The following is a 23,487-nucleotide window of genomic DNA, read 5'->3' as shown; positions in this document are numbered from 1 at the left end:
GACGATTCTCGCCGGTCGCGAGGAAAACCTGAACGGCTCTTTGCAACCGGCGAGAATCGTGATTAACTTAATGAGAATCACGATTAACTTAGCGGCCTCCGACACACCGTGTCAATAGGTCGTGCGGGCCGCCGGATCCCGGGTCGGCCCGTGCGGCCGGAGCGTCGCTACACCGCCACCGGGCTACCTGAAGGATGGTCGAGGATGACCGAAACCCCCACTACCGCAACTGTTTCCGTGCCGACGTTGGTGACGACCAACCCGGCGACCGGTGAGCAGGTCGGCAGCTGGCCGATCGACGACGCCGAGGGCGTCGGTGCCGCCGTCGCCCTGGCGCGACGGGCTGCGGACACCTGGCGGGAACTCGGATTCAAGAATCGCAAACGCGCGCTGCTGCGCTGGGGGGCGCACCTGGTCAACCACGCCGAGGAGTTCTGCGCGCTGATCAGCGCCGAGAACGGCAAGACGGCCGACGACGCCTACCTCGAGGTGATCACCGCCGTCGAACACCTCGCGTGGGCGGCTGAGAACGCGCACAAGGTGCTCGGGCCGAAGAAGGTCTGGCCGGGCCTGATGATGGCCAATCACGAGGCCGTGATCGAGCAGCGCCCGCACGGTGTGGTCGGTGTGATCGGCCCGTGGAACTACCCGGTGTACACGCCCAACGGCTCGATCGCCTACGCGCTGGCCGCGGGCAACACCGTCGTGTTCAAGCCCAGCGAGCTCACCACCGGTGTCGGCCACTGGTTCGCCGGCGCCTTCGCCGAGGCGAACCCCGACCTGCCCGACGGCATCCTCACCGTGGTGACCGGCCCGGGCGACACCGGCCGCGCCCTGGTCGAATCCGGCGTTGACATGGTGGCCTTCACCGGCTCGACCGCCACCGGCAAGCGGATCATGGCCGCCGCCGCGCAGCGGCTCACCCCGGTGGTGCTCGAATGCGGCGGCAAGGACGCGGCGATCGTGGCCGGGGACGCCGATGTGGCCGCGGCCGCCGACGCCATCGCCTGGTCGGCGATGGCGAACTCCGGCCAGACCTGCGTGGGTACCGAGCGCTGCTACGTGGTGGCCTCGGTGCTCGACGAGTTCCTGGCCGAGCTCACCAAGCGGGTCGAAGAGCTGACGCCGGGCTCGGGTCCGGACGCCTCCTACGGCCCGATGACACTGCCGAGTCAGGTCGACGTGATCACGAGCCACGTCGAGGACGCGCTGGCCAAGGGCGGCACCGCGCTGGTCGGCGGTCCCGAGTCGATCAAGGCGCCGTTCGTGCGCCCGATCGTGCTGCTCGACGTGCCAGAGGACTCGGCCGCGGTCCGCGAGGAGACCTTCGGTCCCACGCTCACCGTGCGCGCGGTGCGCAATGTCGAGGAGGCGATCGAGCTGGCCAACGCCTCCGAGTACGGGCTCGCCTCGTCGGTGTTCTCGCGCAAGCGCGGCATGGAGATCGCCCGCAAGCTGCGTGCGGGCGCGACCTCGGTGAACAGCCCGGCCGCCTACGCGGCCATCCCGGCGCTGCCCTTCGGCGGTGTCGGTGAGTCCGGCATCGGCCGTATCCACGGCGCCGCGGGCCTGCTCGGGTTCACCCGGCCGCACTCGATCGCGCGGCAGCGCTTCGAGATTCCCGGCATGGCCTTGCTGTCGTTCGCCCGCACCGAGTCGACGCTGTCGACGGTGCGCAAGCTCACCGCGTTCCGTTTCGGGCGAGCCAAGTAGACCCAACCATCGATCAGTACGGAAGAAGAGGGACAGTATGGGCGTCGAATTCAGCCCGGAACAAAAGGATTTCGCCGCGGCGGTGGCCGCGTTCGCCAAGCGTGAGGCGGGGACTCGGGAGCAGCGTGACGCGCTGACCGAGCACGACAAGGAACAGCACAACCCCGGCGTGTACGCGAAGATGGCCGAGCTGGGCTGGCTCGGTCTGACGATTCCCGAGGAGTACGGCGGGTCGGCGGCCTCGATGGTCGACATGTGCATCCTGCTCGAGGAGAGCCTGCGCGGCATGCTGCCGATCGGGGCGATCGGCCCGACGCTGATCACCGGTGGCGCCTACGCCAAGTTCGGCACCGAGGCGCAGAAGGACGATGTGCTGCGCGGCATCGTTCGCGGTGCCTCCCAGTCGATCTCGATGTCGGAGCCCGAGGCGGGCTCGGACGTGGGCAACCTGTCGACCAAGGCGGTCAAGACCGCCGACGGCTGGCTGATCAACGGCCAGAAGACCTGGTGTTCCAACGCCCACATCTCCGAGAACATCCTGCTCGTCGCCCGCACCTCGAAGGAGGGCGGAAAGCACGAGGGGCTCACCATGTTCCACGTGCCCGCGGGCACCCCCGGCCTGCAGATCACCCCGATCGAGCTGATGGGCAACCAGACCGAGACCAACGACCTGTACTTCACCGACTGCGTGCTGCCCGAGGACGCGGTGGTCGGCGAGGAGGGCAACGGCTGGCGTCAGCTGATGACCGGGCTCAACTTCGAGCGCCTCATCCTGGCCGCCATGAGCCTGGGCGCGGCCGAGCGGGCCTTCGAGGACACCATCGCCTTCGTCACCCAGCGCAAGCAGTTCGGCAGGCCGGTCGGCTCGTTCCAGTCGCTGCGCCACCGCCTGGCCGACCTGGCCACCGAGATCGAATGCACCAAGCTGCTGATCTACAGCGTGGCGAGGGAAGCCGACGCCAACCCGAACAAGGTGCTCGCCAGGGAGGCCTCGATGGCCAAGCTCAAGGCCACCGAGACCAGCAAGCGGGTGGCACTGGAAGGCATGCAGATGATGGGCGGCTACGGCTACGCCCGCGAGTTCGACATGGAAAAGCATGTCCGCGGGGCCCTGGTCTCCACCATCTTCGGCGGCACCAGCGAAATCCAGCGCGACATCATCGGCCGCACCCTGGGCCTGTAACCCGCTGTCACGCAACGGCACTCGCTGCCGCTCCACCCCGGAGCGGCAGCGAGTCGCCGTCAGGCGTGGCCGAACAGGGTGGTGCGGTGGAGGGTGATGACGCGGTTCTGGGGGGCGATGCCCTCATCGCCGAAGGCGCGGCCGAGGTCGACGACCAGGGCGAAGCCGGCGTGGATGAGGATGCGTGCTTCGGCTTCCGTCAGTTCGGGGCGGACCTGCACGAGGAGTTTGGTCCATTCGGCGATGACCAGTTGCTGGATGTGGTGCAGGGTCACCCGGTCTTCGGCGGCCACATTGCCGAACTCGGCGTAATAGACGTAGGTGAGGGCGCGTTCGGCGAAGGAGCCCTCGACGTACATGTCGATCAGCGACGACAGGGCTTGCGCCGGGGAGGTCGAGGCGGCGACCGTCGGGCCGATCGCGCCGGAGACGATATCGGCGGCGCGGCGGAACGCCGCGGCGAGCAGGTCGCTCTTGCTGCGGTAGTAGCGGTAGACGGCCGAGGCGGTGGCCAGGTCGGCCGCGGTGGCGATGTCCTCGACGCTGACATTCTGGTAGCCGCGCTCGTGGAAGAGTTCGACCGACTTCGACAGCAGCACTTCGTGCATGAACGGCGAGCCGGCGTCGGGCTCGGCGCGCGTGCGCGCGGGCTCCGGCGAGGGCAGGTCGACATCGATCAGCGCCCGGCAGGTGGCGGCGAGCAGGGGAGTGAGCAGCCTGGTCGGCAGGTTCGCGTGGTGGTCGCCGATGCTGCTGACCACACTGAACACTGCCAGCGAGCGGACGGCGACATCGTCGCGGGCGAGTCCGGGACGCAGCTCACGGACCAAGCCACCGAGCAGCCGGACCGCCTCGGCGAACTTGTCGTCGAGGGCCTGCCGGTCGTCCTCGTCGAGATAACGGCGTTCCCAGCGGACCAGCGCGGTGGTCGACCGATTGCCGATGGTTTTGGCGATGACGGCGTCGATGACATGGTCGAGGCGTTGCAGCGGCGACCACTCCGCCGCGTCCTCGGGCAGGGTCACCGCCGCCACCGTGACGTCGGCGAGCCGGAACAGCTCCTCCCGGAACAACGCGTACTTGCTGCGGTAGTGCCGGTAGAGCGCGGCCGAACTGATCCCGAGCCTGCCCGCGATGTCCTCCATGCTCACACCGTGGTACCCGTGCGCGCCGAACGCGGACGCGGCCTCCGCGGCGATCTGGGCGCGCCGGTTCTTGGGCCGCCGCCGCACGACCTTCTCCGGCGTGGCCGTCTGCGTCCCGGTCTCGGGCGAGCTGGTGTCGGCCGTGCGCTCGGTGTGGTCGGTGACGCTCATAAGTCGATGGTACGGAGCGGTATATGTCCGCCGGACCTGTGGGCGGCACACCCACCGGCGCAGGTGGGCGCGGTCCGGCGTGCGCGGGGAACTCGACGGTTCTCGATCTCGGCCGTGGGCGCGGCCGAGATCGAACGACCGAGCTAGCCGGTTGCCGCCTTGCTCTGCACCTGCGGCTCGTTCTGTTCGGAGACCGCACGTGGCACGGTGAACGTGGCCAGGATCGACAGGATCGCGATACCGAAGCAGGCCAGCGTGTACCAGAGATTTCCGATGGGATCGCCGTTGCTCGTCTCACCGTCGACGGCGTCGAAGAAAGCGGGCAGGGCGGTGATCCAGAGAACGGCCATCACCACCAGATAGACGATGGCGTAGCGCTGGACGAACGGGTTCAGATAGCGCGGACCCGTCGCGCCACCCTGGCGCAGTCGCCGCCACTGGCGAACCATGACGACCGCGGCGACGACCGAGAGCACGGCCAGTTCCAGTGCGTAGACCACGCCGCGCACCGTCGTGCTGCTCATGCCGAGCACGGTCGCGGGCAGCGGGAGCAGGAAGGTGCCGACCGAGGCCAGCAGGCCGATCACCACTGTGCGCCAGACCAATTCGACGCCGGAGAAGTCCCGGCCCTGATCGATGTGGCGGCCGACGAAGTACTGCACGCAGAACGCCAGCGACATCGGCCACAGCGCGGCGAACACGACCACGCTGCCCATCGGCACCGCGTCGAACATCGGCTGGTTGATGGGATTGCCGACCGACCATTCCCACCACCGCAGCTGCGGACCGAGATGGTCGAAGATCTCGTAGAACGCGTGGTGCACGAAACCGACGCAGGTCGCGCCGACGAGCACGCCGTACTGCCGGAAGATGCCGAGCATCCGGACGATCCCGAACGCCAGCGTGGCCATCAGCGGATAGATCGCCACGATGTAGATCGGCAATCGGCCCCACAGGAAGTCGACGGTGAACACGTTGTGCGCGAACATCGTGTCGACATGGTCCTCGATGCCGAACGCGGCCGGGAAATACAGCGGCGGCTCGATGACGAACAGGTAGGCGGTCGCGCCGAACCACAGCACCAGATCGGTGGGGTCACCGTGGCGGCGCAGGCGCACGATCGCGTACCAGAGCGCGAGCACCGCGCCGAGCACGATGGTGATCTCGAGAACCGGCAGCGTCCAGTTCTCCAGCGCGAAGGGACTGCGGAACTCGACCAGACCGCCCGCTTCCTCGCAGGAGAAACCGAGCTGGGTGGCGAGCTCGGCGAAGGTGGGTGAACAGTGTTCGGCCATCGGTCAGCCCTCCTACGAATTCACGGAATCGGCGGTGTACCAGCGGGTGACGTCGTAGCCCTCGTCATAGCGGCGGAACCACTCGTCGGCCAGCGCGGGCAGGTTCTCGTGCGCGGGATTGTGCCGGGGCATCTGGCTGCGGATGATGCCGCCCAAGGCGACGAGCTGTTCACCGAGGCCCAGATCGTCGAACGCGCGCGGCATGGTGCCGTTGTCGGCGGGCCGCAGCCCGGGCAGCAACCGGCGCAGGGTCTGTCCACGACGGTAGTTCGCGAACATCGACAGCGCGTCGACCTGCCGATCCGCCAGCGGCACATGCTCGTTGAAGCCTTCGCAGGCCACGCGGATCACCTGCAGGACGTGCCGGAAGATCGAGGCCGCCACCCGCATCCGGTACAGCTCGCTGTCGACCACCGAGTTGAAGATGATCAGCGCCGAACTGCGGTGCTCGACCTCCTCGACGAAATGCCAGATGAACAGCGAGGCGACCCGGTCGTCGCCGGGGGCGAACAGGGTCGCGTCGTTGTCGAGCATCAGCTTGAACACCGGCGTGAATGTCGCCTCCAGATCGGCGGTGTAGGCGAGGCGGTACTTGATCGGGGTGCTCGCGGTGAGCTTGTCGAACTCGGCGATCACCGCGTCCAGGGTCTGCTGCAGACCCGGATAGCGCCGGATCAGCGCCTTGACGTGCTGGCGGTGGGCGGTCGAATGCTGGCCCTCCTGACGCATGAACGCGTCGGCTTCCTCGGCCACTTCGGGGTCGGTGATCTGCGGTTTCGCCTGCGTGATCAGCTGCACGATCATCTTCTCGAAGCCGATCGCCAGGAACGAGACGGCATTGGCCATCGAGGAGAACGCCGGGTTCTGTGGATTCCACAGGAACGGCACGTCGTAGTCGGAGAAGGCGAAGTCCATTTTGCGGACATGAAGGTCGGTCACGGTGGAGTACCTCGTTGTTCGGGCGTGTGCCTGCCGCTCGGGTGATGGAGGCAATCATACGTACGAGCCTTCGAGTGTATGATCACTTTCGCGGAATTCGCCGTGACCTGGGGTTGTGCTAGCGTCCACCCGGTGGCGCGCAGACGTGGATGGGGTGGCAGTCCGCCGGCGGATGATGCGGAGGCGGCGCGCCGGATCATCGCCGCGGCGGTAGACCTCATCGGCCGGACGGGAGCCGAGATCAGCATCGCCGACGTCGCGGAATCGCTCGGCGTCATCCGCCAGACCGTCTACCGGTATTTCCCCAGCGCCGACGCCCTGATGACAGCCGCGGCCATCGCCTCGGTCGACGGCTTCCTCGACCGGCTGACCGCGCACGTTCGCGGGCTCGACGACCCGGCCGACGCGATGATCGAGGCCGTCGTCTACACCCTCACCGAGGTCCGCCGGACCCCGCACCTGGGCATCCTGCTGTCGAGTTCGTACTCGAACGTCCACACCGACAGCCTGACCTCCGACGAGGCGCAGGCCTTCGGCATGACGATGATCCGGCGCTTCGATGTCGACTGGGCGGCACACGGATACGACGAACCGGCGCTGCGCGGACTCGTCGAATACGCCCTGCGCACCATGCAGTCGTTCTTCCTCTCACCCGGCAATCCGCCGCGCGGCGACGAGGAGCTGCGGCGCTACCTGCGCCGGTGGATGGGCACGGCGATCAGCGCGCAGGCGGAGGCGTCCGCGCAGGGCCGATGAGGTCGTCGAGGGCGGCGTCGATCCCGGGCCCGGCGAGGGTGTGCCGGACGCTGCGCAGAACCAGCCGCCGTGGTCGCGGGCAGTCCGGTGGCGCGGAATCGTTGTCGGTGGGCACGATTCGGGCCGGTGCGCCGAGCCGGTCGCGCACGTGGGTCATCAGTTCGTAGCGGCTCACCGTCTCCGCACCGGCCAGGTGGACCACGCCGGTCTCGTCAACGAGGTGCTCGAGCATGGGCGCCAGGCTGGGCAGATACAGCGGATTGCCCACGATATCGGTACGTGCCTCGATCGTTGTGGCGGCGAAGCGGGCGAGGAATTTGTCCGAGCGCGGGCTGTGGCCGTAGACCAGCGGGAGCCGGGCGACGAGGTGCCCGGCGCGGCCGAGGACCAGCTGTTCGGCGGAGGCCTTGGTGCAGCCGTAGACATTGATCGGTGTCCGCAGGGCGGTTTCGTCGTAGTGCTCCCGCGTGCCGTCGAACACGTTGTCGGTCGACAGGTACACCAGTTTCGCGCCCGCGTCGTCGACGGCGTCGAGCAGCGCCGCCATCGGCGCGACGTTCGCGGCGTAGGCCGCCTCCGGATCCCGTTGGGCGGTAGCCAGATCCACGATCCCGGCGGTGTGGATCACCACGTCGACGCGGTCCGCGACGAGCGCGCGGACCGCACCGGCGTCGGCGAGATCCAGGGGGACCAGCCCGTTCCCTGACCTGCTCGTCCCGACGACCTCGTGGCGATCACCGAGCTGCGCGTGCAGCGCGCTGCCGACGAAACCCGAAGCGCCGAGAATCAGAATCCGCATCGCGGTCAGCGGGCCTGCCAGTTCGGCTTGCGCTTCTCGGCGAAGGCGAGGGTGCCTTCGCGGACGTCCGCGGTCTGCGCGACGCCGATGATCTCGCGGTTGGAGAGGTCCCAGGCCGTGTCGTCGGCGATCTTGCCGTCGACCAGGCCGAGCGCGACCCGCTTGCTCGCCTGCACCGCGAGCGGCGCGTTCGCGGCGATCCGGCCCGCCAGTTCCAGGGCGGCGTCGAGCACCTGATCGGCCGGGACGACCCGGTTGACCAGGCCGAGCTCGAGCGCGCGGGCGGCGGTGATCGGTTCACCGGTGAGGATCATCTCCATGGCGACCTTGCGTGGCAGCTGTTCGGGGAGCCGGAAGGCGCCGCCCGCGGCCGCGAACAGACCGCGCGCGACTTCGGGCAGGCCGAACGTGGCGGTCTCGGCGGCGACGGCGAGGTCGCTGGCCAGCACGAGTTCGGTCCCGCCACCCAGGGCGAAGCCGTTCACGGCGGCGATGGTCGGCTTGCTGATCGGATGGCGCACGTACCCGGCCAGATTCCACTCCTCGTGTCCGGGCGCCAGGATCCCCTCACCGCGCCCGAGCGCCTTGAGGTCCGCGCCCGCGCAGAACGCGCGCTCGCCCGCACCGGTGAGCACGACGGCGCGGATGTCCGGATCCGCTTCGGCCTGCTCGAGCGCCGCGCCCACTCCGGCGCTGACCTCGGCGTCGACCGCGTTCATGGCCTGCGGCCGGTTGATGACGACGACCAGCACATGCTCGCGTTGCTCGACGAGGACTGCGCTCACGATGGACTCCTTGACTCTCAGCCCGTCCGCCGTGTCGCGTGACAGGTTCCTCCGAGATGTATCACGCCGAGCCGTCGCGGGTACCCGGATCGGGGACTCGCGATCGTGCGGTCACCCGGCCGCCGTCGTAGGCTGCGGAAAACAGTCGTGGAAAAGTTTCGATCGGTTGTCGATCGGTGTCGTGGCCCGTTCGACCTAGGGATGAACGAAGGATCCGCACCTACCCGAGGAGACACCATGAAGTACATGCTGATCATGCGCGCGACCGACGAAGCCTGGGCCAGGACCGCCCAGGTCGACTTCGACGAGATCCTGGAAACCATGGGCAAGTTCAACGACGAACTGATCCGGGCCGGCGTGCTCGTCGCCGCCGAGGGCCTCGACGATGCCGCCGACACGGTGGTCGTCGACTACGCCTCGGAACCCCCGGTCGTCACCGACGGACCCTACGGCGAGACCAAGGAACTGTTCGGCGGTTACTACATCCTCAATGTCGCCTCCAAGGAGGAGGCGGTGGAATGGGCCAAGCGGATGCCGATGACCGGCCCTGGCGTCAAGATCGAGATCCGCCGGGTCCCCAGCATCGACGAATTCCCGCAGGACAATACCTGGATCCAGAAGGAGCGCGCCTGGCGCGAGGCCACCGGCCAGCTCTGAGCACGACGACGATGACCCACCACACCGGCCGGGAAGCCGTGGCCGCCGTCTGGCGGATCGAATCGGCCAGGATCGTGGGCGCGCTGGCCCGCTACACCGGCGATTTCGCGATGGCCGAGGATCTCGCGCAGGAGGCGCTGGCCGAGGCACTGGTGACGTGGCCGCGCGACGGCGTGCCACGGCAACCGGCCGGGTGGTTGCTCACCGTCGGACGGCGCCGCGCGATCGACGCGTTCCGGCGCCGCGCCGCCCTCGACGAGCGGTACGCCACCCTCGCGGGCACTCTCGGGGAGGGCGGGGTGCTGACCGGCGGCGACGCGGCCGACCCGGTGCGGGCGGCGGCGGAGGTCCTGTGGGATCCCGACCAGATCGACGACGACGTGCTCGCCCTGATGTTCATCTCCTGCCATCCGGTGCTGTCGCGGGAAGCCCGGCTGGCATTGACATTGCGCGTGGTCGGCGGTCTGACCAGTGACGAGATCGCCAAAGCCTGCCTGGTGCCGACCGCGACCGTGCAGGCCCGGATCACCAGGGCGAAGAAGACACTCGGCGCGGCCGGGGTCGCGTTCGGGGTGCCGGCCGCGGCCGAACGCCGCGCCCGGCTCGGATCGGTACTCGGGGTGATCTACCTGATCTTCACCGAGGGGTCGTCGGCCAGCACGGGTGGCGATCTCATCCGGTTCGACCTCGCCGGTGAGGCGCTGCGGCTCGCGCGGGTGCTGGCCCGGCTGGTGCCCGACGAAGCCGAGGTGTACGGGCTGCTGGCGCTGCTCGAGCTGACCGCGGCGCGGTTTCCCGCCCGAACCTGCCCCGACGGGCAGCCGGTGCTGCTCGAACAGCAGGATCGGCGCCGCTGGGACCGTTCCGCGATCCGGCGTGGCCGGGCCGCGCTGGCCAAGGCCGCCGAGGTGGGCAAGGGGCTCGGCGCGTACGGCCTGCAGGCCGCGATCGCCGAATGTCATGCTGTCGCACCGTCGGTCGAGGCGACGAACTGGGAACGGGTGGTGCTGCTCTACGAAGCGCTGGGCAGGCTCGCGCCGTCACCGGTGGTGGAGCTGAACCGGGCGGTGGCGGTCTCGATGGCCGACGGTCCCGCCGCCGCGCTGCCCATCGTCGACGAACTGGCCGCCGGCGGGGCGCTGGCGAATTCGCATCTGCTGCCGAGTGTGCGCGGCGAACTGCTCACGCGGCTCGGCCGTACCGACGAGGCGCGGGACGCGCTGGCCGAGGCGGTGCGGCTCTGCGGCAACGAACGGGAAAAGACTGTTCTCGCAGGCAAATTGTCGGCTCTCGCCTGAGCTCAGGGCATTCTTCGCGTAGTCGTAACGTTTGCCCGGCGAAATCGCCGGGTAGTCCGAGGGGGCGACGACGAGAGGTTTTGTGGATGTCACAGGAATCGAAATCGGTGCTGCACCGTGCCATCGGTGCATCGGCGATCGGAAATGCGGTCGAATGGTTCGACTACGGCGTCTATGCCTACTTGGCGACGTATATCGCCGCGTCGTTGTTTCCCGGTGACGGGACGGGATCGAGCGTGGTCTACACCCTGCTCGGATTCGCGGTGTCGTTTCTGATCAGGCCCATCGGCGGCATGATCTGGGGGCCGCTGGGTGATCGGATCGGCCGTAAACGCGTGCTCGCCACCACCATCGTGCTGATGGCGGCCTCGACCCTGGCGGTCGGCTTGATCCCCAGCTACGAGGCCATCGGCATCGCCGCGCCGATCCTGCTCTACCTGCTGCGCATGGTCCAGGGATTGTCCGCGGGCGGCGAATACGGCGGCGCCGCGACATTCATGGCCGAATACGCGCCCGACCGCAAACGCGGTTTCTACGGCAGTTTTCTCGAAGTCGGCACCCTCGCCGGATTCACACTCGGCAATCTTGTCGCCCTGTTGCTGGTGAATATTCTCGACGCTACCTCGATGGAATCGTGGGGCTGGCGGCTGCCGTTCCTGATCGCGGCGCCGCTGGGTCTGATCGGTATGTACCTGCGGAATCGGGTGGAGGACACGCCGGTATTCCGCGAGGTCGAGAGCAAAGACGAAACCGAGGAAGTGACCGGCGTCTACCGCGATCTGGTGACGAAATACCTGCGTCCGGTGCTGACCCTGTTCGGCCTGGTGATCGCGCTGAATGTGGTGAATTATTCGCTGCTCAGCTACACGCCGACCTACCTGGGGACGACGCTGGGCATGGAGGAATCCGATGCGCTGCTCGTCCCGTTGATCGGTCAGGTCGCCATGCTGGTGACCTTGCCGTTCCTCGGCGCGCTCTCCGACCGGGTGGGCCGCAGGCCGATGTGGATGTTCTCGTGCGCGGCGCTGATGATCATGGTCATCCCGGTGTACAAGCTGATCGGCAGCTCGCTGACCGGCGCGATCGCCGGCTTCGCGATCCTCGGCCTGCTCTACGCGCCGCAGCTGGCGACCATCTCGGCGACCTTCCCGGCCATGTTCCCCACGATCGTGCGCTTCGCCGGCGTTGCGATCGGCTACAACGTGGCGACCTCGCTGTTCGGTGGTACCGCGCCGGTGGTCAACCAGGCGCTCATCGAGGCCACCGGCGATCACCTGTTCCCGGCGTACTACATGTTCGCCGCCTGCCTGGTCGGCCTGATCGCCGCCTACTTCCTCATCGAGACCAAGGGTGTCTCGCTGCGCGGCACCCAGGTGCCCGGCACGCCCGAGGCGATCGAGGAACAGCGCGACCTGGGCGGGGAGTCCGTTCCGGTCCGGTGATCGGTGCCGGTCGCCGTGGTGGCGACCGGCGCTCCGGGTCAGCCCGCCGCGGCGGCGCGGAAGACGTCCAGGGCTTCCGCGCCCAGATGCGGTCCGCTGACCTCGACCGCCACGTTGGAGGTGGCGACGAGGTCGGCGCAGGTCAGCGTGAAAGTCGGCTTACCGGGCAGGATCTGCCCGAATTCGGCGGCCGCCGCGGCGAAGACGATCCGCCCGACCTGCGCCCACACCATGGCGGCGGCGCACATCGGGCACGGCTCGCCGCTCGCGTACACGGTCGAGCCGCGCAATGCCTCGGCGTGTCCCGCCGCGGTGGCGGTGGTGATCGCGACCAGTTCGGCGTGGGTGGTGACGTCGCCGCTGGTGCTCACCGCGTTCGCGCCCTCGGCGAGCACGCGGCCGTGACGGTCGACGGCGACCGCCCCGAAGGGCCGGTCACCGCGCGCCGAAGCCTGCCCGGCGAGGTCGATGGCGCGACGCAGGTGGGTGATGTCGATCTCGGTGAGTGCGGTCATGTCGCGAGGTCCACTTCCGTTCCGATGCCGTTGGCGCGAGCCCTGTCGATGATCAGGCGGGCGGCGGCCGGATCCTGCGGGCCGCTGCCGACCGGGTTGCACAGTGGTGCCGATCGAGTCTACGACCACCGTCGCCCCTGCTCACGGATGGTGTTCCGCCGCTCGGGCTGCCGCGCGCAAAGCGGTGCGGGCGGCGGCGATGGCGGGGTGGGCGGCCGTGCCGTTGCGGTAGGCGAGGTGGGTGTGGCGGCGGGTCGACAGGGGTGTGAGGGCGACATCGCCGGGTGGGGAGTGCAGGGCGAGGGCGGGGACGATCGCGGTGCCCGCGTCGGCGGCGACCAAGGCCAGGACCGTGTCGAAGTCGTCGGCGTGGTGGCGGATGTGGGGCGTGAAACCCGCTGCCTGGCAGGCGCGGAGGGTAACGGTGTGGCAGAGGGTGCCGGGTGTGCCTGCGATCCAAGGGGATTCGAGACGGGAGCGTAGAGGTTCGCTGTCGGGGGCGGGGTTTCGGGTGGCGAGGTAGACGGTTTCGGTGTGCAGGGGCTCGGTGTGGATGGCGGGGTCTGGGGAGGCCGGCACCAGGTCGTAGTCGTGGGTGAGGGCGATGTCGAGGGCGCCCGCGCGCAGGGCGTCGGGGACGTCGGCCGGGTCGATCTCGGTGACCGTGAGTTCGAGGCGGGGATGATCGGTGCTCAGCGCCACCAGGGCGGGGGACAGCAGCGTGCGGGCGGCGGTGGGGAAGGCGCCGATCCGCAGGGTGCCGACGAGTTCGTCCCGGGCGACCGCCAATTCGGCATCGGCGCGTTCGAGGGCGGCGAGGATTGTTTCGGTGTGGCCGACGAGCAGGTGCGCGGCCGGTGTGAGAGTGACGCGGCGGCCCGTGCGTGCCAGGAGGGGCACGCCCGCCTCGCGTTCGAGCGCGGTGAGCTGTTGCGACACGGCCGAGGGCGTGTAGCTGAGCGCGTCGGCGACCGCGGCGATGGTGCCGCGGTGGGCGAGTTCGCGCAGGAGGCGGAGCTTGCGGACATCCAGCATCAGTTCAGCTTACGTTCGACATCATGAATGTGAACTGGACCTGATGTGTCGGCGGCTCGACGATAGGAACCATGACATCGCTGCAGGGTTTGTTCGTCCCCATGATCACGCCGTTCACCGCCGATGGCGCCCTCGCGCCCGCTGCGCTGGAACGGCACGCGCACAGCGTCCTCGACGCGGGCGCGACCGGTCTCGTCGCCTTGGGCACCACCGCCGAGCCCTCGGCGCTGACCGCCGACGAACGGGACCGTGTCCTCGACCTGTGCGCCGCCGTGTGCGCCGAACGGAACGCGCCGCTGATCGTCTGCGCGGGCGGCAACGCGACCGCGGAATCGGTCAGGGCGGTCGGCGAATTGCGGCACCCTGTCGCGGGTGTGCTCGCGGTGGTGCCGTATTACGTGCGCCCGAGTGAGGAGGGTGTCGTCGCGCACTTCACCGCGCTGGCGGCGGCCAGTCCGGCCCCGCTCTACGTCTACGACGTGCCCTACCGCACCGCGCGCCCGCTCGGCGGGGAGACGCTGGTGCGGCTCGCGAACATTCCGAACATCGCCGGGTTCAAGCACTCCGTCGGCGGTGTCGACGCGGCCAGTGTCGAACTGATGGCACGCGCCGGAGCCGGCACGACGGTGCTGTGCGGCGACGACCGGTTCGCCTCGGCCCTGCTCGCGCTCGGCGCGCGAGGCGGCATCCTCGCCGCGGCCAATATCGCGCCCGCGGACTACACGGAGTTGATCGCCGCCTGGCTCGCCGGTGACGCGACGCGGGGCCGCGAGATCGGCCATCGCCTCGACGCGCTCGGCGCCGCCCTGTTCGCCGAACCCAACCCGACGGTCGTCAAAGCAGTGCTGGCCGAGCGGGGGCAGATCCCCAGCGCGGCGGTCCGGTTGCCGCTTCTGCCCGCTTCGCCCGATTCGACGGCGTCGGCGCTGCGGGCCGCCGACGCCGCGGCTGCCGCTCCCGTGTGACACGAGCTCACGAACAATAAATTTCGCTGGTCTTCGGCCGCGAAAGATGCCACGCTCAAGCGGTGACGAAACCTCCGGATATCGGCGCCGCTGCCGATCCCACCTCCGACAAACTGGACGCCGCCGTACTCAAAGTGGCAGGCGTAGTCGTCCTCGGTGCCGTGATGTCGATCCTCGACATCACCGTGGTCACCGTCGCGATTCCGACATTCATGGCGGACTTCCAGGCCTCCGTCGAGGTTGTCGCCTGGACCATGACCGGCTACACCCTGGCGCTGGCCTCGGTCATCCCGATGACCGGGTGGGCGGCCGACCGCTTCGGCACCAAACGCCTCTATATGGCGGCGCTGACCTTCTTCATCATCGGGTCGGTGCTGTGTTCGATGGCGTGGAGTATCGAGTCGCTGGTGGCGTTCCGCGTCATCCAGGGCATCGGCGGCGGCATGCTCATGCCGCTGGGTATGACGATCATGACCCACGCCGCGGGCCCGCAGCGGATCGGCCGCGTGATGGCGGTGCTCGGTGTGCCGATGCTGCTCGGCCCGATCTGCGGCCCCATCCTCGGCGGCTGGCTCATCGACTCCTTCAGCTGGCACTGGATCTTCCTGATCAACCTGCCACTGGGCATCGTCGCCCTGATCCTGGCCTACATCGTGTTCGCGCCCGACAAGCCCAAGCCCTCGGAATCGTTCGATTTCCTCGGCATGCTGCTGGCCTCGCCGGGCCTGGCGCTGTTCCTGTTCGGTGTCTCCTCCATCCCGGAGAAGGGTACGGTGCTCGCCGCGCGCGTGCTGATTCCGGCGATCATCGGCGCTGTGCTGCTGGTGGCGTTCGTGTTCCACGCGCTGCGCACCGAGCATCCGCTGATCGACCTGCGCCTGTTCCGCAATCCGTCGCTGCGCTACTCGGTGCTGACCATGTCGCTGTTCGCGACGGCGTTCTTCGGCGCGGGCTTCCTGCTGCCGAACTATCTGCAGCAGGTGCGCGGTGAGACGGCCTTCGATTCCGGCCTGCTCATGGCGCCACAGGGTATCGGCGCCATGCTGACGATGCCGATCGCCGGCTTCCTGGTCGACAAGATCGGGCCGGGCAAGATCGTCATGTTCGGCATCACCTTCATCACCATCGGCCTGGCCGGGTTCACCCAGCTGCACGCCGACACGTCCTACCTGATGATCGGCGCCGCGCTGTTCGTGATGGGTCTCGGCATGGGCTGCACCATGATGCCGGTGATGACCGCCGCCATCCAGACGCTCTCGCACGCCCAGGTCGCGCGCGGTTCGACCTTGATGAACATCATCAACCAGACCGCGGCCTCGATCGGCACGGCGACGATGTCGGTGGTACTGGCCGCCCAGCTCAACGATCACCCCGAGGCCAAGATCGGTATCGCCTCGAACGCCCAACCGGACATCGCCGCACAGGTGCCGCCGTCGGTGATCGAGCAAGGTCTGGAACTGGCCGCCGACGCGTTCAGCAATACCTACTGGGTCACCGTGATTCTCGCGGCGCTGACGCTGATCCCGGCGTTCTTCCTGCCGCGGAGCAAGCCCGAGGCTCCGGTCGACGCCGAAGCGGTGGCCCTGGTCTGACGCCGCGCACACGCGAAAGCCCGGACGGAACCTGACGTTCCGTCCGGGCTTTCGCGTCGCGACTCAGCCGTAGAGCTTGACGAAGGTTTCGAGCGACCGTTCGATATCGCCGCGCAGTGCCTTCGCGACCGCCGAACCGATCGGGCCGAACAGCGGTGCACCGCCCAGATCGATGTCGACACCGACCTTGGACCCACTGCCCGCCGGTTCGACCAGCATCGCGAGCCCGAACTTGGTGCCGCCGATGCCCGTCCCGGTCAGCGCCAGGCGACGCGGCGGTTCGGCGGTGCGCACGGTCCAGGTGACCTTGTTGCGAAAGCCCTTCACACGGGCGATGCCGACGAGGACGGTGCCGGGGGTGAGATCCTCGGGCAGGGTGCCGCGCCACGCCTCGTGAATGGTCAGCCAGTCGCCGAGCGCGGGCAGGTCGGAAGCGTGGTCCCACGCCTGGTCCGGTGGTACAGGGACATCGACGGAGAGCTTCAGTTTCGCCACCAGGGGATGGTATCCGGTACCCGAGGTTCCGCCCCGACCGGATCGGGGCATAGCAAACCAGAATAGATCACCCGCCCAGGAGCGCGGGTGGGAATTCTGGTGGCGGACAGGACGATCCACATCGCAATCGATCATGGTGCTGCTACTGTGTGCGGGTCGCCGGCAGCGAGTCATGCCTGGCGAATGCCTCCCGGGCCGGCCGGTGAGGGCCCACCGGCCAGGGCGTGGTGTGGTCGACGACGACGAAAGATCTGATGAACTCAGGAATCGCGGTGCTGTTACTCGTCATCGGAGCGCCGCTGTTGCTGCTCGCGCTGGCCGTGACGGTCTTTGCCATGCGCAACGAGCGCCAGCAGCGACTACGCGCCGACGCCGCCATCCGTGAGCGCGTCGCGTGCGAGAACGCGCTGATCCAGCTGGCGCAGACGACACTGCCCTCGATCACCGACGCGGTGCGCAGGCACGAGATCCCCGCGGTGGCTGTCGATCTGCCGGTGGAACTGCAGAATTCGCAGGTCGGCCACGTGCTGCAGATGATCGCCACCGGTCACGCCGAGGATCTGCGTGTGGTCTCCGAGGAGACCAGGGCGATGGTCGAACGCTACGGCGAGCAGCGCCGGCTCAACGAGGTCGTGGCCGCGAAGGAGGACGCGCAGACCGAGCTGTCGGCGTCCTCGCGGGCGGCCACCAGCGCGGCGGTGCGCTCGTTCGGCACCTCGGTGGTCAGCCTCGGCACCGACCTGGGCCAGGTCGTGAGTGCCGCGCTGCGTGAGCATCGCGACGACGCCATCTACGAGACGCTGACCCGGATCGACCACACCGTGCAGCAGATGATCCGGCAGGCGCAGTCCTATGTGATCGTCTCCGGTGGCCTGCCCGGCCGTCGCTGGCCGCAGCAGTCGCTCACCGATGTGGCGGGCGGCGCCACCGGGCGCGTCCGGGAATTCCTGCGCGTGCGGTCGGGGCAGTCCGATCGGGTCGTGATCAGCCGCGCGGTCGAACCGCTCGTGCACACCCTGGCCACGCTGCTCGACAACGCGCTGCGCTATTCGCCGCCGTCGTCGTTCGTCGAGGTCGGCTTCCAGGAGGGGCATCACGGTGTCACCGTCATCGTCGATGACGCGGGCATGCGGATGAGCCCGGAGCAGCTCGAGGACGCGCGCCAGGTGCTCAGCGGCGAACGCGCCGTCGACATCCATGATCTCGGACCGGCGCCGAAGGTCGGCTTCCCCGGTATCGCGGCGCTGGCGCGGCGCTACGGGTTCTCCGTCCATGTCGACGGGCCGAACATCTTCGGCGGCATGCGCGCGATGGTCTACGTGCCGTCGGCACTGCTGGTGAGTGGTGCCGCACCGCGCCTGCCCGAGCCCGAACTCGTTGCCCCCGCCCACGTCCCGGTGCCCGTGCCGGTGCTGGTCGAGGCCGACGGTCCCCGTGCCGAAGTGCACGAGATCACCAGTGGGGGATTACCCAAGCGCCGCCGCAGGCCGGTCGCGCCGGATTCGGCGGGAGTGCCCACCGATTCGGGCAATGCTCGCCCCGACCTCGCCGCTGCCTGGCACAGCGGTTCCCGCAGCGGTCGCCTCGCTGCGGCCGAGCGAACCACGGAAGGAACAGCCGATGAGCACACCGGTAGCCGATAGCACGAACCGACTAGCGTGGCTGCTCGAGGATCTGGAGATCCCCGGCGTCCGCTTTGCGGTGCTGCTGTCCGATGACGGACTGCGGATCGCCCACTCCCGTGGCGTGGCCAAGGACGACGCCGAACGGTTCGCCGCGGCCGCCTCGGGCCTGCGCTCGCTCGGCAAGGCGCTCGGTGAATTCTGTGGCGGATCGTCGAACGCGGTGCGCCAGAACATGACCGAGTACGACGAGGGCATGATCATGATCACCGCGGCCGGTGTCGGTGCGCTGCTAGGTGTCGCCACCACCGCCGACGTCGACGTCGCGCTGGTGGCGCACCGGATGAACGAACTGGCCTCGCGCGTCGGCCACGAGATCGGCAGCGCGCCGCGGCACGGTGGCAGGTAATGAGTCGCGGCAGGCGCGATCCCGATCTGGTCAGGTCGTATGTGCGCACCGGCGGACGGGTTCGGGCCGCGCATGAACTGGACCTGGTGACCCTGGTCCGCGCCCTCGCCGACGCGCGGCCCGATCACCGGCCCGACGAGCGCCGGGTACTCGCGCTCACCAGTCGCCGCGGCGCGCTGTCCATCGCCGAACTGTCGGCGTATCTGGATCTGCCCGCGTCGGTCGTGAAGATCATCGTGTCCGATCTGCTCGACAGCGGCTATCTACAGTGCCCGACTCCGGCCGAAGTGAAGCCGGAACTAGCGTTGATCAAGGAGGTGCTGCATGGTCTCCGTGCCATCGCGGGGTGAGGTCGACTACGTCGCGGAGACCGTGACGCGGTCGGTGAAGATCCTGGTCGCAGGCAATTTCGGTGTTGGCAAGACGACGTTCGTGTGCGGCGTCTCCGAGATCAGGCCGCTGCGCACCGAGGAGACGATCACCGAGGCGAGCATCGGCGTCGACGATATGGCCGGGCTCGGCACCAAGGTGCAGACCACCGTCGCGCTGGATTTCGGCCGGATCACCCTGAATCCGCAACTGGCGCTGTATCTTTTCGGCACTCCCGGCCAGGAACGCTTCGCCCCGCTGTGGGAGGAGCTGGCCCGTGGCGCGCTGGGCGCGCTCGTGCTGGTCGACACCCGGCGCATCGAGAAGGCCGACGACGTGCTCTCGGCGCTGGAACAGCGCGGTGTGCCGTACGCGGTGGCGGTCAACGAGTTCGAGGGCTTCCGGCGCTACCCGCTCGAGGAAGTGCGTGAGGCGCTCGACCTGGCGCCGGACACCCCGGTCGTCGCCGTCGACGCCCGCCGCCGCGACCACGGTATGCGCGCGCTGATCACGTTGGCGGAGTATCTGTTCCGCAGGCAGGAAGCCAACGCGTCATGACGGTGGACCTCTCGGCCGACGAGCGGGTGCCGATGTACGCGCCCGAGTTCGCCGCCGATCCGCAGGCGGCCTACCGGGAGATGCGGCGCCGGTTCGGTTCGGTGGTGCCGGTCGAGTTGTCGCCGGGAATCCGGGCGACGCTGGTGATCGGGTATCACACGGCGGTGCGGATCCTCAACGATCCCGAGCACTTCCCGGCCGATCCGCGGATGTGGCAGCGCAATATCCCGCAGGACTGCCCGGTGCTGCCGATGCTGCAGTTCCGCCCGGCCGCGCTGCGCACCACCGGCGCCGAGCACACCAGGTACCGGCAGGCCAATGTCGCAGGCATCGCCGGTGTCGACCTGTACGCGATGCACGCCACCATCGAGCAGTTCGCGATCCCGCTGATCAACAGCTTCTGCGCGACCGGCTCGGCGGACCTGTTGAGCCAGTACGCGTTTCCGCTGGTGTTCCAGGCACTGAACTCGATGCTCGGTTGCACACCGGAAATCGGGTCGCAGGTCGCCACCGGCATGGCGCAGATCTTCGAGGGCGACGACGCCGAAGCGGGCAACAACCTGCTCGCCTCCGCGCTGACCGACCTGGTCGCGCTGCGGCAGCGTGAGCCGGGCGACGACGTCGCCACCCGGCTGCTGCACCACCCGGCCGCCCTGACCGACGAGGAGATGGTGCATCAGCTGCTGGTGCTCTACGGCGCCGGCATCGAGCCGATGCTGAACCTGGTGGTCAACACCCTGCGGCTGATGCTCACCGACGATCGTTTCGCGGGCAATGTGCTCGGTGGCAGCCTGTCCACCCGAGACGCGCTCGACGAGGTGCTCTTCACCGACCCGCCGCTGGCCAACTTCTGCATGACCTATCCGCGTCAGCCGATCCTGGTCGACCAGATGTGGCTGCCCGCGAACGAACCGGTCGTGATCAGCATGTCGGCCTGCAACAACGATCCGGCCATCGCCGGTCGCGATGTGGTCGACAACCGGGCGCATCTGGCGTGGAGCGCGGGCCCGCACGGTTGCCCCGCCAAGTCGGTGGCGTATCTGATCGTGCAGGACGCGATCGACCAATTGCTCGACGCGCTCCCGGAGCTGAAACTGGCCGTGCCCGCCGGGGAACTGGTGTGGCGGCCCGGCCCGTTCCACCGTTCGCTGGCCGCGCTGCCGGTCGAGTTCCCGAAGACGCCGCCGCTGCCGATGCCCTGATCCGCGCTCAGCGGACGCGCAGGGCCGGACCGACGAACCGTTCGACCAGCTGACGTTCGGCCGCGGCATCGGGCAGTGGCCAGGTGAGCAGCGAGAGCACGACCCGCACGATCCAGGCCGCGGCCGCGTCGTCGGGGGCGATGCGGGTCAGTGCGGTCGCGATGCGGCCGAGTTCCGGTGCGTCGGCGAGGAATTCGTCGGTGTCGGGGGAGCGGTGCCGGATCAGCCATTGCCGCAGGACCGGATCGGCGCGCAGGGCGGCGACCGCGGCCAGGATCGCCTCGACCGGGCGACGGCCGGCGGGCACCTGATCGACGGCGGCTTCGACGCGGGCGACGACGGTGCCCGCGGCCCTGACCATGACCGCGCGGACCAGGCGCGGCTTCCCACCGACGTAGCGGTACATCGTCGCGCGCGAGCAGCCCGCGGCCGCGGCGATGTCCTCGGCGGTGACGTCGTCGATGCCGCGTTCGAGGAACAGGGTGAGGGCGGCGCGTTCGATCCGGTCGATCGCGACGGTGCGGCGGTCGCCGCCTGCCAGCCAGTCGGCGGTCATCGGGAGCTCCTTCGCTGTCTCAGGATGAGACGTTCTCTCGAAATTGTCTACCCGAGTTATTGCTGGAAGAGCGTGGTTTCGTGAGATTCGGTGCGGTGCGCCAGGTGTGCCGATAGATCTCGAGGTGAGACGGCCATTGACCTCCTGTTCGCCCAGGGACACGGTGAGGGCCGACAACCTGACCACGAAAGGCGGCGGTGATGACCACGGATCTCGGGGCGATCGATCTCTTCGACGCGGCGGTGCTCGACGACCCCTATCCCCTGTACCGGACGCTGCGTGAGCACGCGCCGGTCCATCGGGTGCCTGGTACCGACTTCTTCCTCGTCGCGTCGTGGGCCGCCGTCACCGAGGCCACCGCGCGCACGGCCGATTTCTCCTCGCACCTGACCGGGGTGCTCGTCGCCCAGCCGGGCGCGACGCCGGTCACCTTCGACCTCGACGCGACCGGACAGGCCGTGCACGTGCTGGCCACCGCCGACGGGTCCGTGCACTCCGCGCATCGCGGCATCGTCGGCCCGGCCCTGGCCAAGCGGGTCCGCACCCTGGGGCCCGTGGTCACCACGCTCACCGAGCAGCTGTGGGCGGAGGAATTGGCCGGTGACCGGATCGACTGGGCCACCGGCATCGCCGACCGGCTGCCGCTCGCGCTGATCGCCGAACTCGTCGGGCTGCCGCGTGCCGATGTGCCGCAGCTGCTGTCGTGGGCGTACGACTCCACCGAGATGCTGGGCGGCATCGTCGCCGACGGCAGGATGACGGCGCTGGTCACCTCCGCCGCCGAACTGGCCCACTACGCCTACCAGGCGGTGGCCGCGGCGAAGGAGCGCGCGGCCGGGCAGGATTCGCCGCAGGCGCTGATCGATGTGCTCGCCGCGGCCCTGGCGGCGGGGCGCATCGACGAGCAGCAGGCGGTGCTGATCGTGGTGCAGTTGATCGGTGCGGGCGGCGAGTCGACCGCGGGTTTGATCGCCTCGGCGGCCCGCCTGCTGGCGACCGATCCCGATCTGCAGTCACGGCTGCGGGATCGACCGGAGCTGGTCCCGGTGTTCCTGGACGAAGCGTTGCGGGTGGAGTCACCGTTTCGCGGCCACCACCGGCACGTCGTCGCCGATACCGAGCTGGCCGGTGTCGAACTCCCCGCGGGCAGTCACCTGCTGTTGCTGTGGGGCGCGGCCAACCGCGACCCGGCGATGTTCGGTGACCCCGACGTCGTCGACCTGGAGCGGCCGCGCGGACGGGCCAATGCGGCCTTCGGTGCGGGCGCGCACTTCTGCATCGGATCGGCCCTGGCCCGCCTCGAAGCGACAGCCGCGATCACCCTGCTGCTCGAGCGCACCGAACGGTTCACCCTCGTCGAGGACGCACCGCCGCGCTGGGTGCCGAGCCTGTTCGTCCGCCGGCACGCGAGCCTGCCCCTGGACGTCGTCCGGCGCTGATCGACCGGCCCAGGTTCCGTGTGTTCTCCCACCATCGCCCCCGCGATGGGGTGAGGATTGAGCACGACTCGCCGGCCTCGCGTTCGGCCGGCCCCGCAGCACAAGGACGTGAGATATGAGTGACAGGAAATTCGCCTTCGCCTTCGCGGCCACCGGGACGGTGTTGCTGGCCATGACGATCGGCTCACCGTCCGCCTCCGCGGCGGTCTCGCAATTGACGGTCGATCCCGGACTCAGCGTCGGGATGGCAACCAACTACGGCACCGGCTGCACCCACTATCTGGTGGCCCGGCTCAGCGTCGGCATCGAACCTGTCTCCTTCTACGACAACGGCGCCCTGCTGGCCGTTGTCGTCCCGCTCGACGGCACCGCCAGCATCGACTGGGTGCCGTCGAGCAGCGGCCCGCACAGCCTGGCGGCACTGCAGGGCGGGGTCGGCCGCGGCGCCGATGTGAGCGTCGGCAGGGGCTTCCGGTTCGGCGAGTCCTGCGTGGTCACCGGCGGCTGACCCGAACGCGGCGGTGGCCCGGTCCGCGCGGACCGGGCC

The 23,487-nt window shown here is 69.0% G+C and carries 24 protein-coding genes; 15 read left to right on the top strand and 9 right to left on the bottom strand.

Features of this window, described 5'->3' with window-relative positions:
* Positions 1-204: 204 nt before the first annotated feature.
* Entirely contained in the window at positions 205-1,713 is a 1,509-nt protein-coding gene (locus ACWF82_RS19070; protein WP_452502832.1) for an aldehyde dehydrogenase family protein, read from the top strand.
* Between the two features lie 37 nt (positions 1,714-1,750).
* Positions 1,751-2,896, top strand: a complete 1,146-nt coding sequence (locus tag ACWF82_RS19065; RefSeq protein WP_452502830.1) for an acyl-CoA dehydrogenase family protein — start codon at positions 1,751-1,753, stop codon at positions 2,894-2,896.
* Between the two features lie 59 nt (positions 2,897-2,955).
* Here ACWF82_RS19065 and ACWF82_RS19060 read toward each other — a convergent pair whose 3' ends face one another.
* The 3 genes from ACWF82_RS19060 to ACWF82_RS19050 form a co-directional block, all read right to left on the bottom strand.
* Positions 2,956-4,212 carry a TetR/AcrR family transcriptional regulator gene (locus ACWF82_RS19060; RefSeq protein WP_452502829.1) on the bottom strand — a complete coding sequence of 419 codons (1,257 nt, stop codon included), beginning with the start codon at positions 4,210-4,212 and terminating at the stop codon, positions 2,956-2,958.
* 143 nt (positions 4,213-4,355) lie between these two features.
* Positions 4,356-5,507 carry a hypothetical protein gene (locus ACWF82_RS19055; protein WP_452502827.1) on the bottom strand — a complete coding sequence of 384 codons (1,152 nt, stop codon included), beginning with the start codon at positions 5,505-5,507 and terminating at the stop codon, positions 4,356-4,358.
* A 12-nt stretch (positions 5,508-5,519) separates the two neighbouring features.
* Positions 5,520-6,446, bottom strand: a complete 927-nt coding sequence (locus tag ACWF82_RS19050; protein WP_452502825.1) for a metal-dependent hydrolase — start codon at positions 6,444-6,446, stop codon at positions 5,520-5,522.
* A gap of 132 nt (positions 6,447-6,578) precedes the next feature.
* Here ACWF82_RS19050 and ACWF82_RS19045 point away from each other — a divergent pair, with 132 nt between their 5' ends.
* A complete protein-coding gene (locus tag ACWF82_RS19045; protein WP_452502823.1) occupies positions 6,579-7,202 on the top strand; it encodes a TetR/AcrR family transcriptional regulator in 624 nt (207 codons plus the stop codon).
* On the opposite strand, the gene ACWF82_RS19040 is transcribed toward ACWF82_RS19045, so the two are convergent.
* Entirely contained in the window at positions 7,165-8,001 is an 837-nt protein-coding gene (locus tag ACWF82_RS19040; RefSeq protein WP_452502821.1) for an SDR family oxidoreductase, read from the bottom strand. The genes ACWF82_RS19045 and ACWF82_RS19040 overlap by 38 nt on opposite strands.
* A 5-nt stretch (positions 8,002-8,006) precedes the next feature.
* Positions 8,007-8,807: a crotonase/enoyl-CoA hydratase family protein gene (locus ACWF82_RS19035; protein ID WP_452503042.1), complete on the bottom strand. Its 801-nt coding sequence runs from the start codon at positions 8,805-8,807 to the stop codon at positions 8,007-8,009.
* Between the two features lie 216 nt (positions 8,808-9,023).
* On the opposite strand from ACWF82_RS19035, the gene ACWF82_RS19030 reads away from it, so the two are divergent.
* The 3 genes from ACWF82_RS19030 to ACWF82_RS19020 all read left to right on the top strand — a co-directional run bounded on the left by ACWF82_RS19030 (position 9,024) and on the right by ACWF82_RS19020 (position 12,183).
* Complete coding sequence (locus ACWF82_RS19030) at positions 9,024-9,443, top strand: YciI family protein (protein ID WP_452502819.1); 420 nt, start codon at positions 9,024-9,026, stop codon at positions 9,441-9,443.
* A gap of 11 nt (positions 9,444-9,454) precedes the next feature.
* Positions 9,455-10,741, top strand: coding sequence for an RNA polymerase sigma factor (locus tag ACWF82_RS19025; protein ID WP_452502817.1), 1,287 nt, complete (start codon positions 9,455-9,457; stop codon positions 10,739-10,741).
* Between the two features lie 86 nt (positions 10,742-10,827).
* On the top strand, positions 10,828-12,183 hold the full coding sequence (locus ACWF82_RS19020) for an MFS transporter (protein WP_452502815.1): 1,356 nt from the start codon (positions 10,828-10,830) through the stop codon (positions 12,181-12,183).
* A 38-nt stretch (positions 12,184-12,221) separates the two neighbouring features.
* On the opposite strand, the gene ACWF82_RS19015 is transcribed toward ACWF82_RS19020, so the two are convergent.
* Positions 12,222-12,698, bottom strand: a complete 477-nt coding sequence (locus ACWF82_RS19015) for a nucleoside deaminase (RefSeq protein ID WP_452502813.1) — start codon at positions 12,696-12,698, stop codon at positions 12,222-12,224.
* 141 nt (positions 12,699-12,839) lie between these two features.
* Positions 12,840-13,733 carry a LysR family transcriptional regulator gene (locus ACWF82_RS19010; protein ID WP_452502812.1) on the bottom strand — a complete coding sequence of 298 codons (894 nt, stop codon included), beginning with the start codon at positions 13,731-13,733 and terminating at the stop codon, positions 12,840-12,842.
* A gap of 71 nt (positions 13,734-13,804) precedes the next feature.
* Here ACWF82_RS19010 and dapA point away from each other — a divergent pair, with 71 nt between their 5' ends.
* Positions 13,805-14,698: a 4-hydroxy-tetrahydrodipicolinate synthase gene (gene dapA, locus ACWF82_RS19005; protein ID WP_452502810.1), complete on the top strand. Its 894-nt coding sequence runs from the start codon at positions 13,805-13,807 to the stop codon at positions 14,696-14,698.
* Positions 14,699-14,760: 62 nt separating this feature from the next.
* Positions 14,761-16,290 carry a DHA2 family efflux MFS transporter permease subunit gene (locus ACWF82_RS19000; protein ID WP_452502808.1) on the top strand — a complete coding sequence of 510 codons (1,530 nt, stop codon included), beginning with the start codon at positions 14,761-14,763 and terminating at the stop codon, positions 16,288-16,290.
* Between the two features lie 63 nt (positions 16,291-16,353).
* Here the strand turns inward: ACWF82_RS19000 and ACWF82_RS18995 are convergent, their stop codons facing one another.
* Positions 16,354-16,785, bottom strand: coding sequence for a type II toxin-antitoxin system Rv0910 family toxin (locus ACWF82_RS18995; RefSeq protein ID WP_452502806.1), 432 nt, complete (start codon positions 16,783-16,785; stop codon positions 16,354-16,356).
* 254 nt (positions 16,786-17,039) lie between these two features.
* On the opposite strand from ACWF82_RS18995, the gene ACWF82_RS18990 reads away from it, so the two are divergent.
* From ACWF82_RS18990 to ACWF82_RS18970, 5 genes are read left to right on the top strand one after another with little or no spacing between them, the layout of a single operon-like run.
* The gene (locus ACWF82_RS18990) at positions 17,040-18,428 is read left to right on the top strand and encodes a sensor histidine kinase (protein ID WP_452502804.1); all 1,389 of its coding nucleotides are present in this window, start codon (positions 17,040-17,042) and stop codon (positions 18,426-18,428) included.
* Positions 18,406-18,816 carry a roadblock/LC7 domain-containing protein gene (locus ACWF82_RS18985; protein ID WP_189033373.1) on the top strand — a complete coding sequence of 137 codons (411 nt, stop codon included), beginning with the start codon at positions 18,406-18,408 and terminating at the stop codon, positions 18,814-18,816. The genes ACWF82_RS18990 and ACWF82_RS18985 overlap by 23 nt, the downstream gene beginning before the upstream one ends.
* Positions 18,816-19,166: a DUF742 domain-containing protein gene (locus tag ACWF82_RS18980; protein WP_379310964.1), complete on the top strand. Its 351-nt coding sequence runs from the start codon at positions 18,816-18,818 to the stop codon at positions 19,164-19,166. The genes ACWF82_RS18985 and ACWF82_RS18980 overlap by 1 nt, the downstream gene beginning before the upstream one ends.
* Positions 19,141-19,743, top strand: coding sequence for a GTP-binding protein (locus tag ACWF82_RS18975; protein ID WP_189033371.1), 603 nt, complete (start codon positions 19,141-19,143; stop codon positions 19,741-19,743). The genes ACWF82_RS18980 and ACWF82_RS18975 overlap by 26 nt, the downstream gene beginning before the upstream one ends.
* Positions 19,740-20,945: a cytochrome P450 gene (locus ACWF82_RS18970; RefSeq protein ID WP_452502802.1), complete on the top strand. Its 1,206-nt coding sequence runs from the start codon at positions 19,740-19,742 to the stop codon at positions 20,943-20,945. Before ACWF82_RS18975 ends, ACWF82_RS18970 begins: the two co-directional genes overlap by 4 nt.
* 7 nt (positions 20,946-20,952) lie before the next feature.
* Here the strand turns inward: ACWF82_RS18970 and ACWF82_RS18965 are convergent, their stop codons facing one another.
* Complete coding sequence (locus ACWF82_RS18965) at positions 20,953-21,501, bottom strand: TetR/AcrR family transcriptional regulator (protein WP_452502800.1); 549 nt, start codon at positions 21,499-21,501, stop codon at positions 20,953-20,955.
* Positions 21,502-21,701: 200 nt separating this feature from the next.
* On the opposite strand from ACWF82_RS18965, the gene ACWF82_RS18960 reads away from it, so the two are divergent.
* Positions 21,702-22,940, top strand: coding sequence for a cytochrome P450 (locus tag ACWF82_RS18960; protein ID WP_452502798.1), 1,239 nt, complete (start codon positions 21,702-21,704; stop codon positions 22,938-22,940).
* A gap of 115 nt (positions 22,941-23,055) precedes the next feature.
* A complete protein-coding gene (locus ACWF82_RS18955; RefSeq protein ID WP_452502796.1) occupies positions 23,056-23,448 on the top strand; it encodes a hypothetical protein in 393 nt (130 codons plus the stop codon).
* Positions 23,449-23,487 lie beyond the last annotated feature (39 nt).

The sequence above is a fragment of the Nocardia sp. NPDC055053 genome (assembly GCF_053608285.1).
The sequence above is the reverse complement of the archived record's forward strand: the minus strand, read 5'-3'. Positions and strand labels throughout refer to the sequence as shown.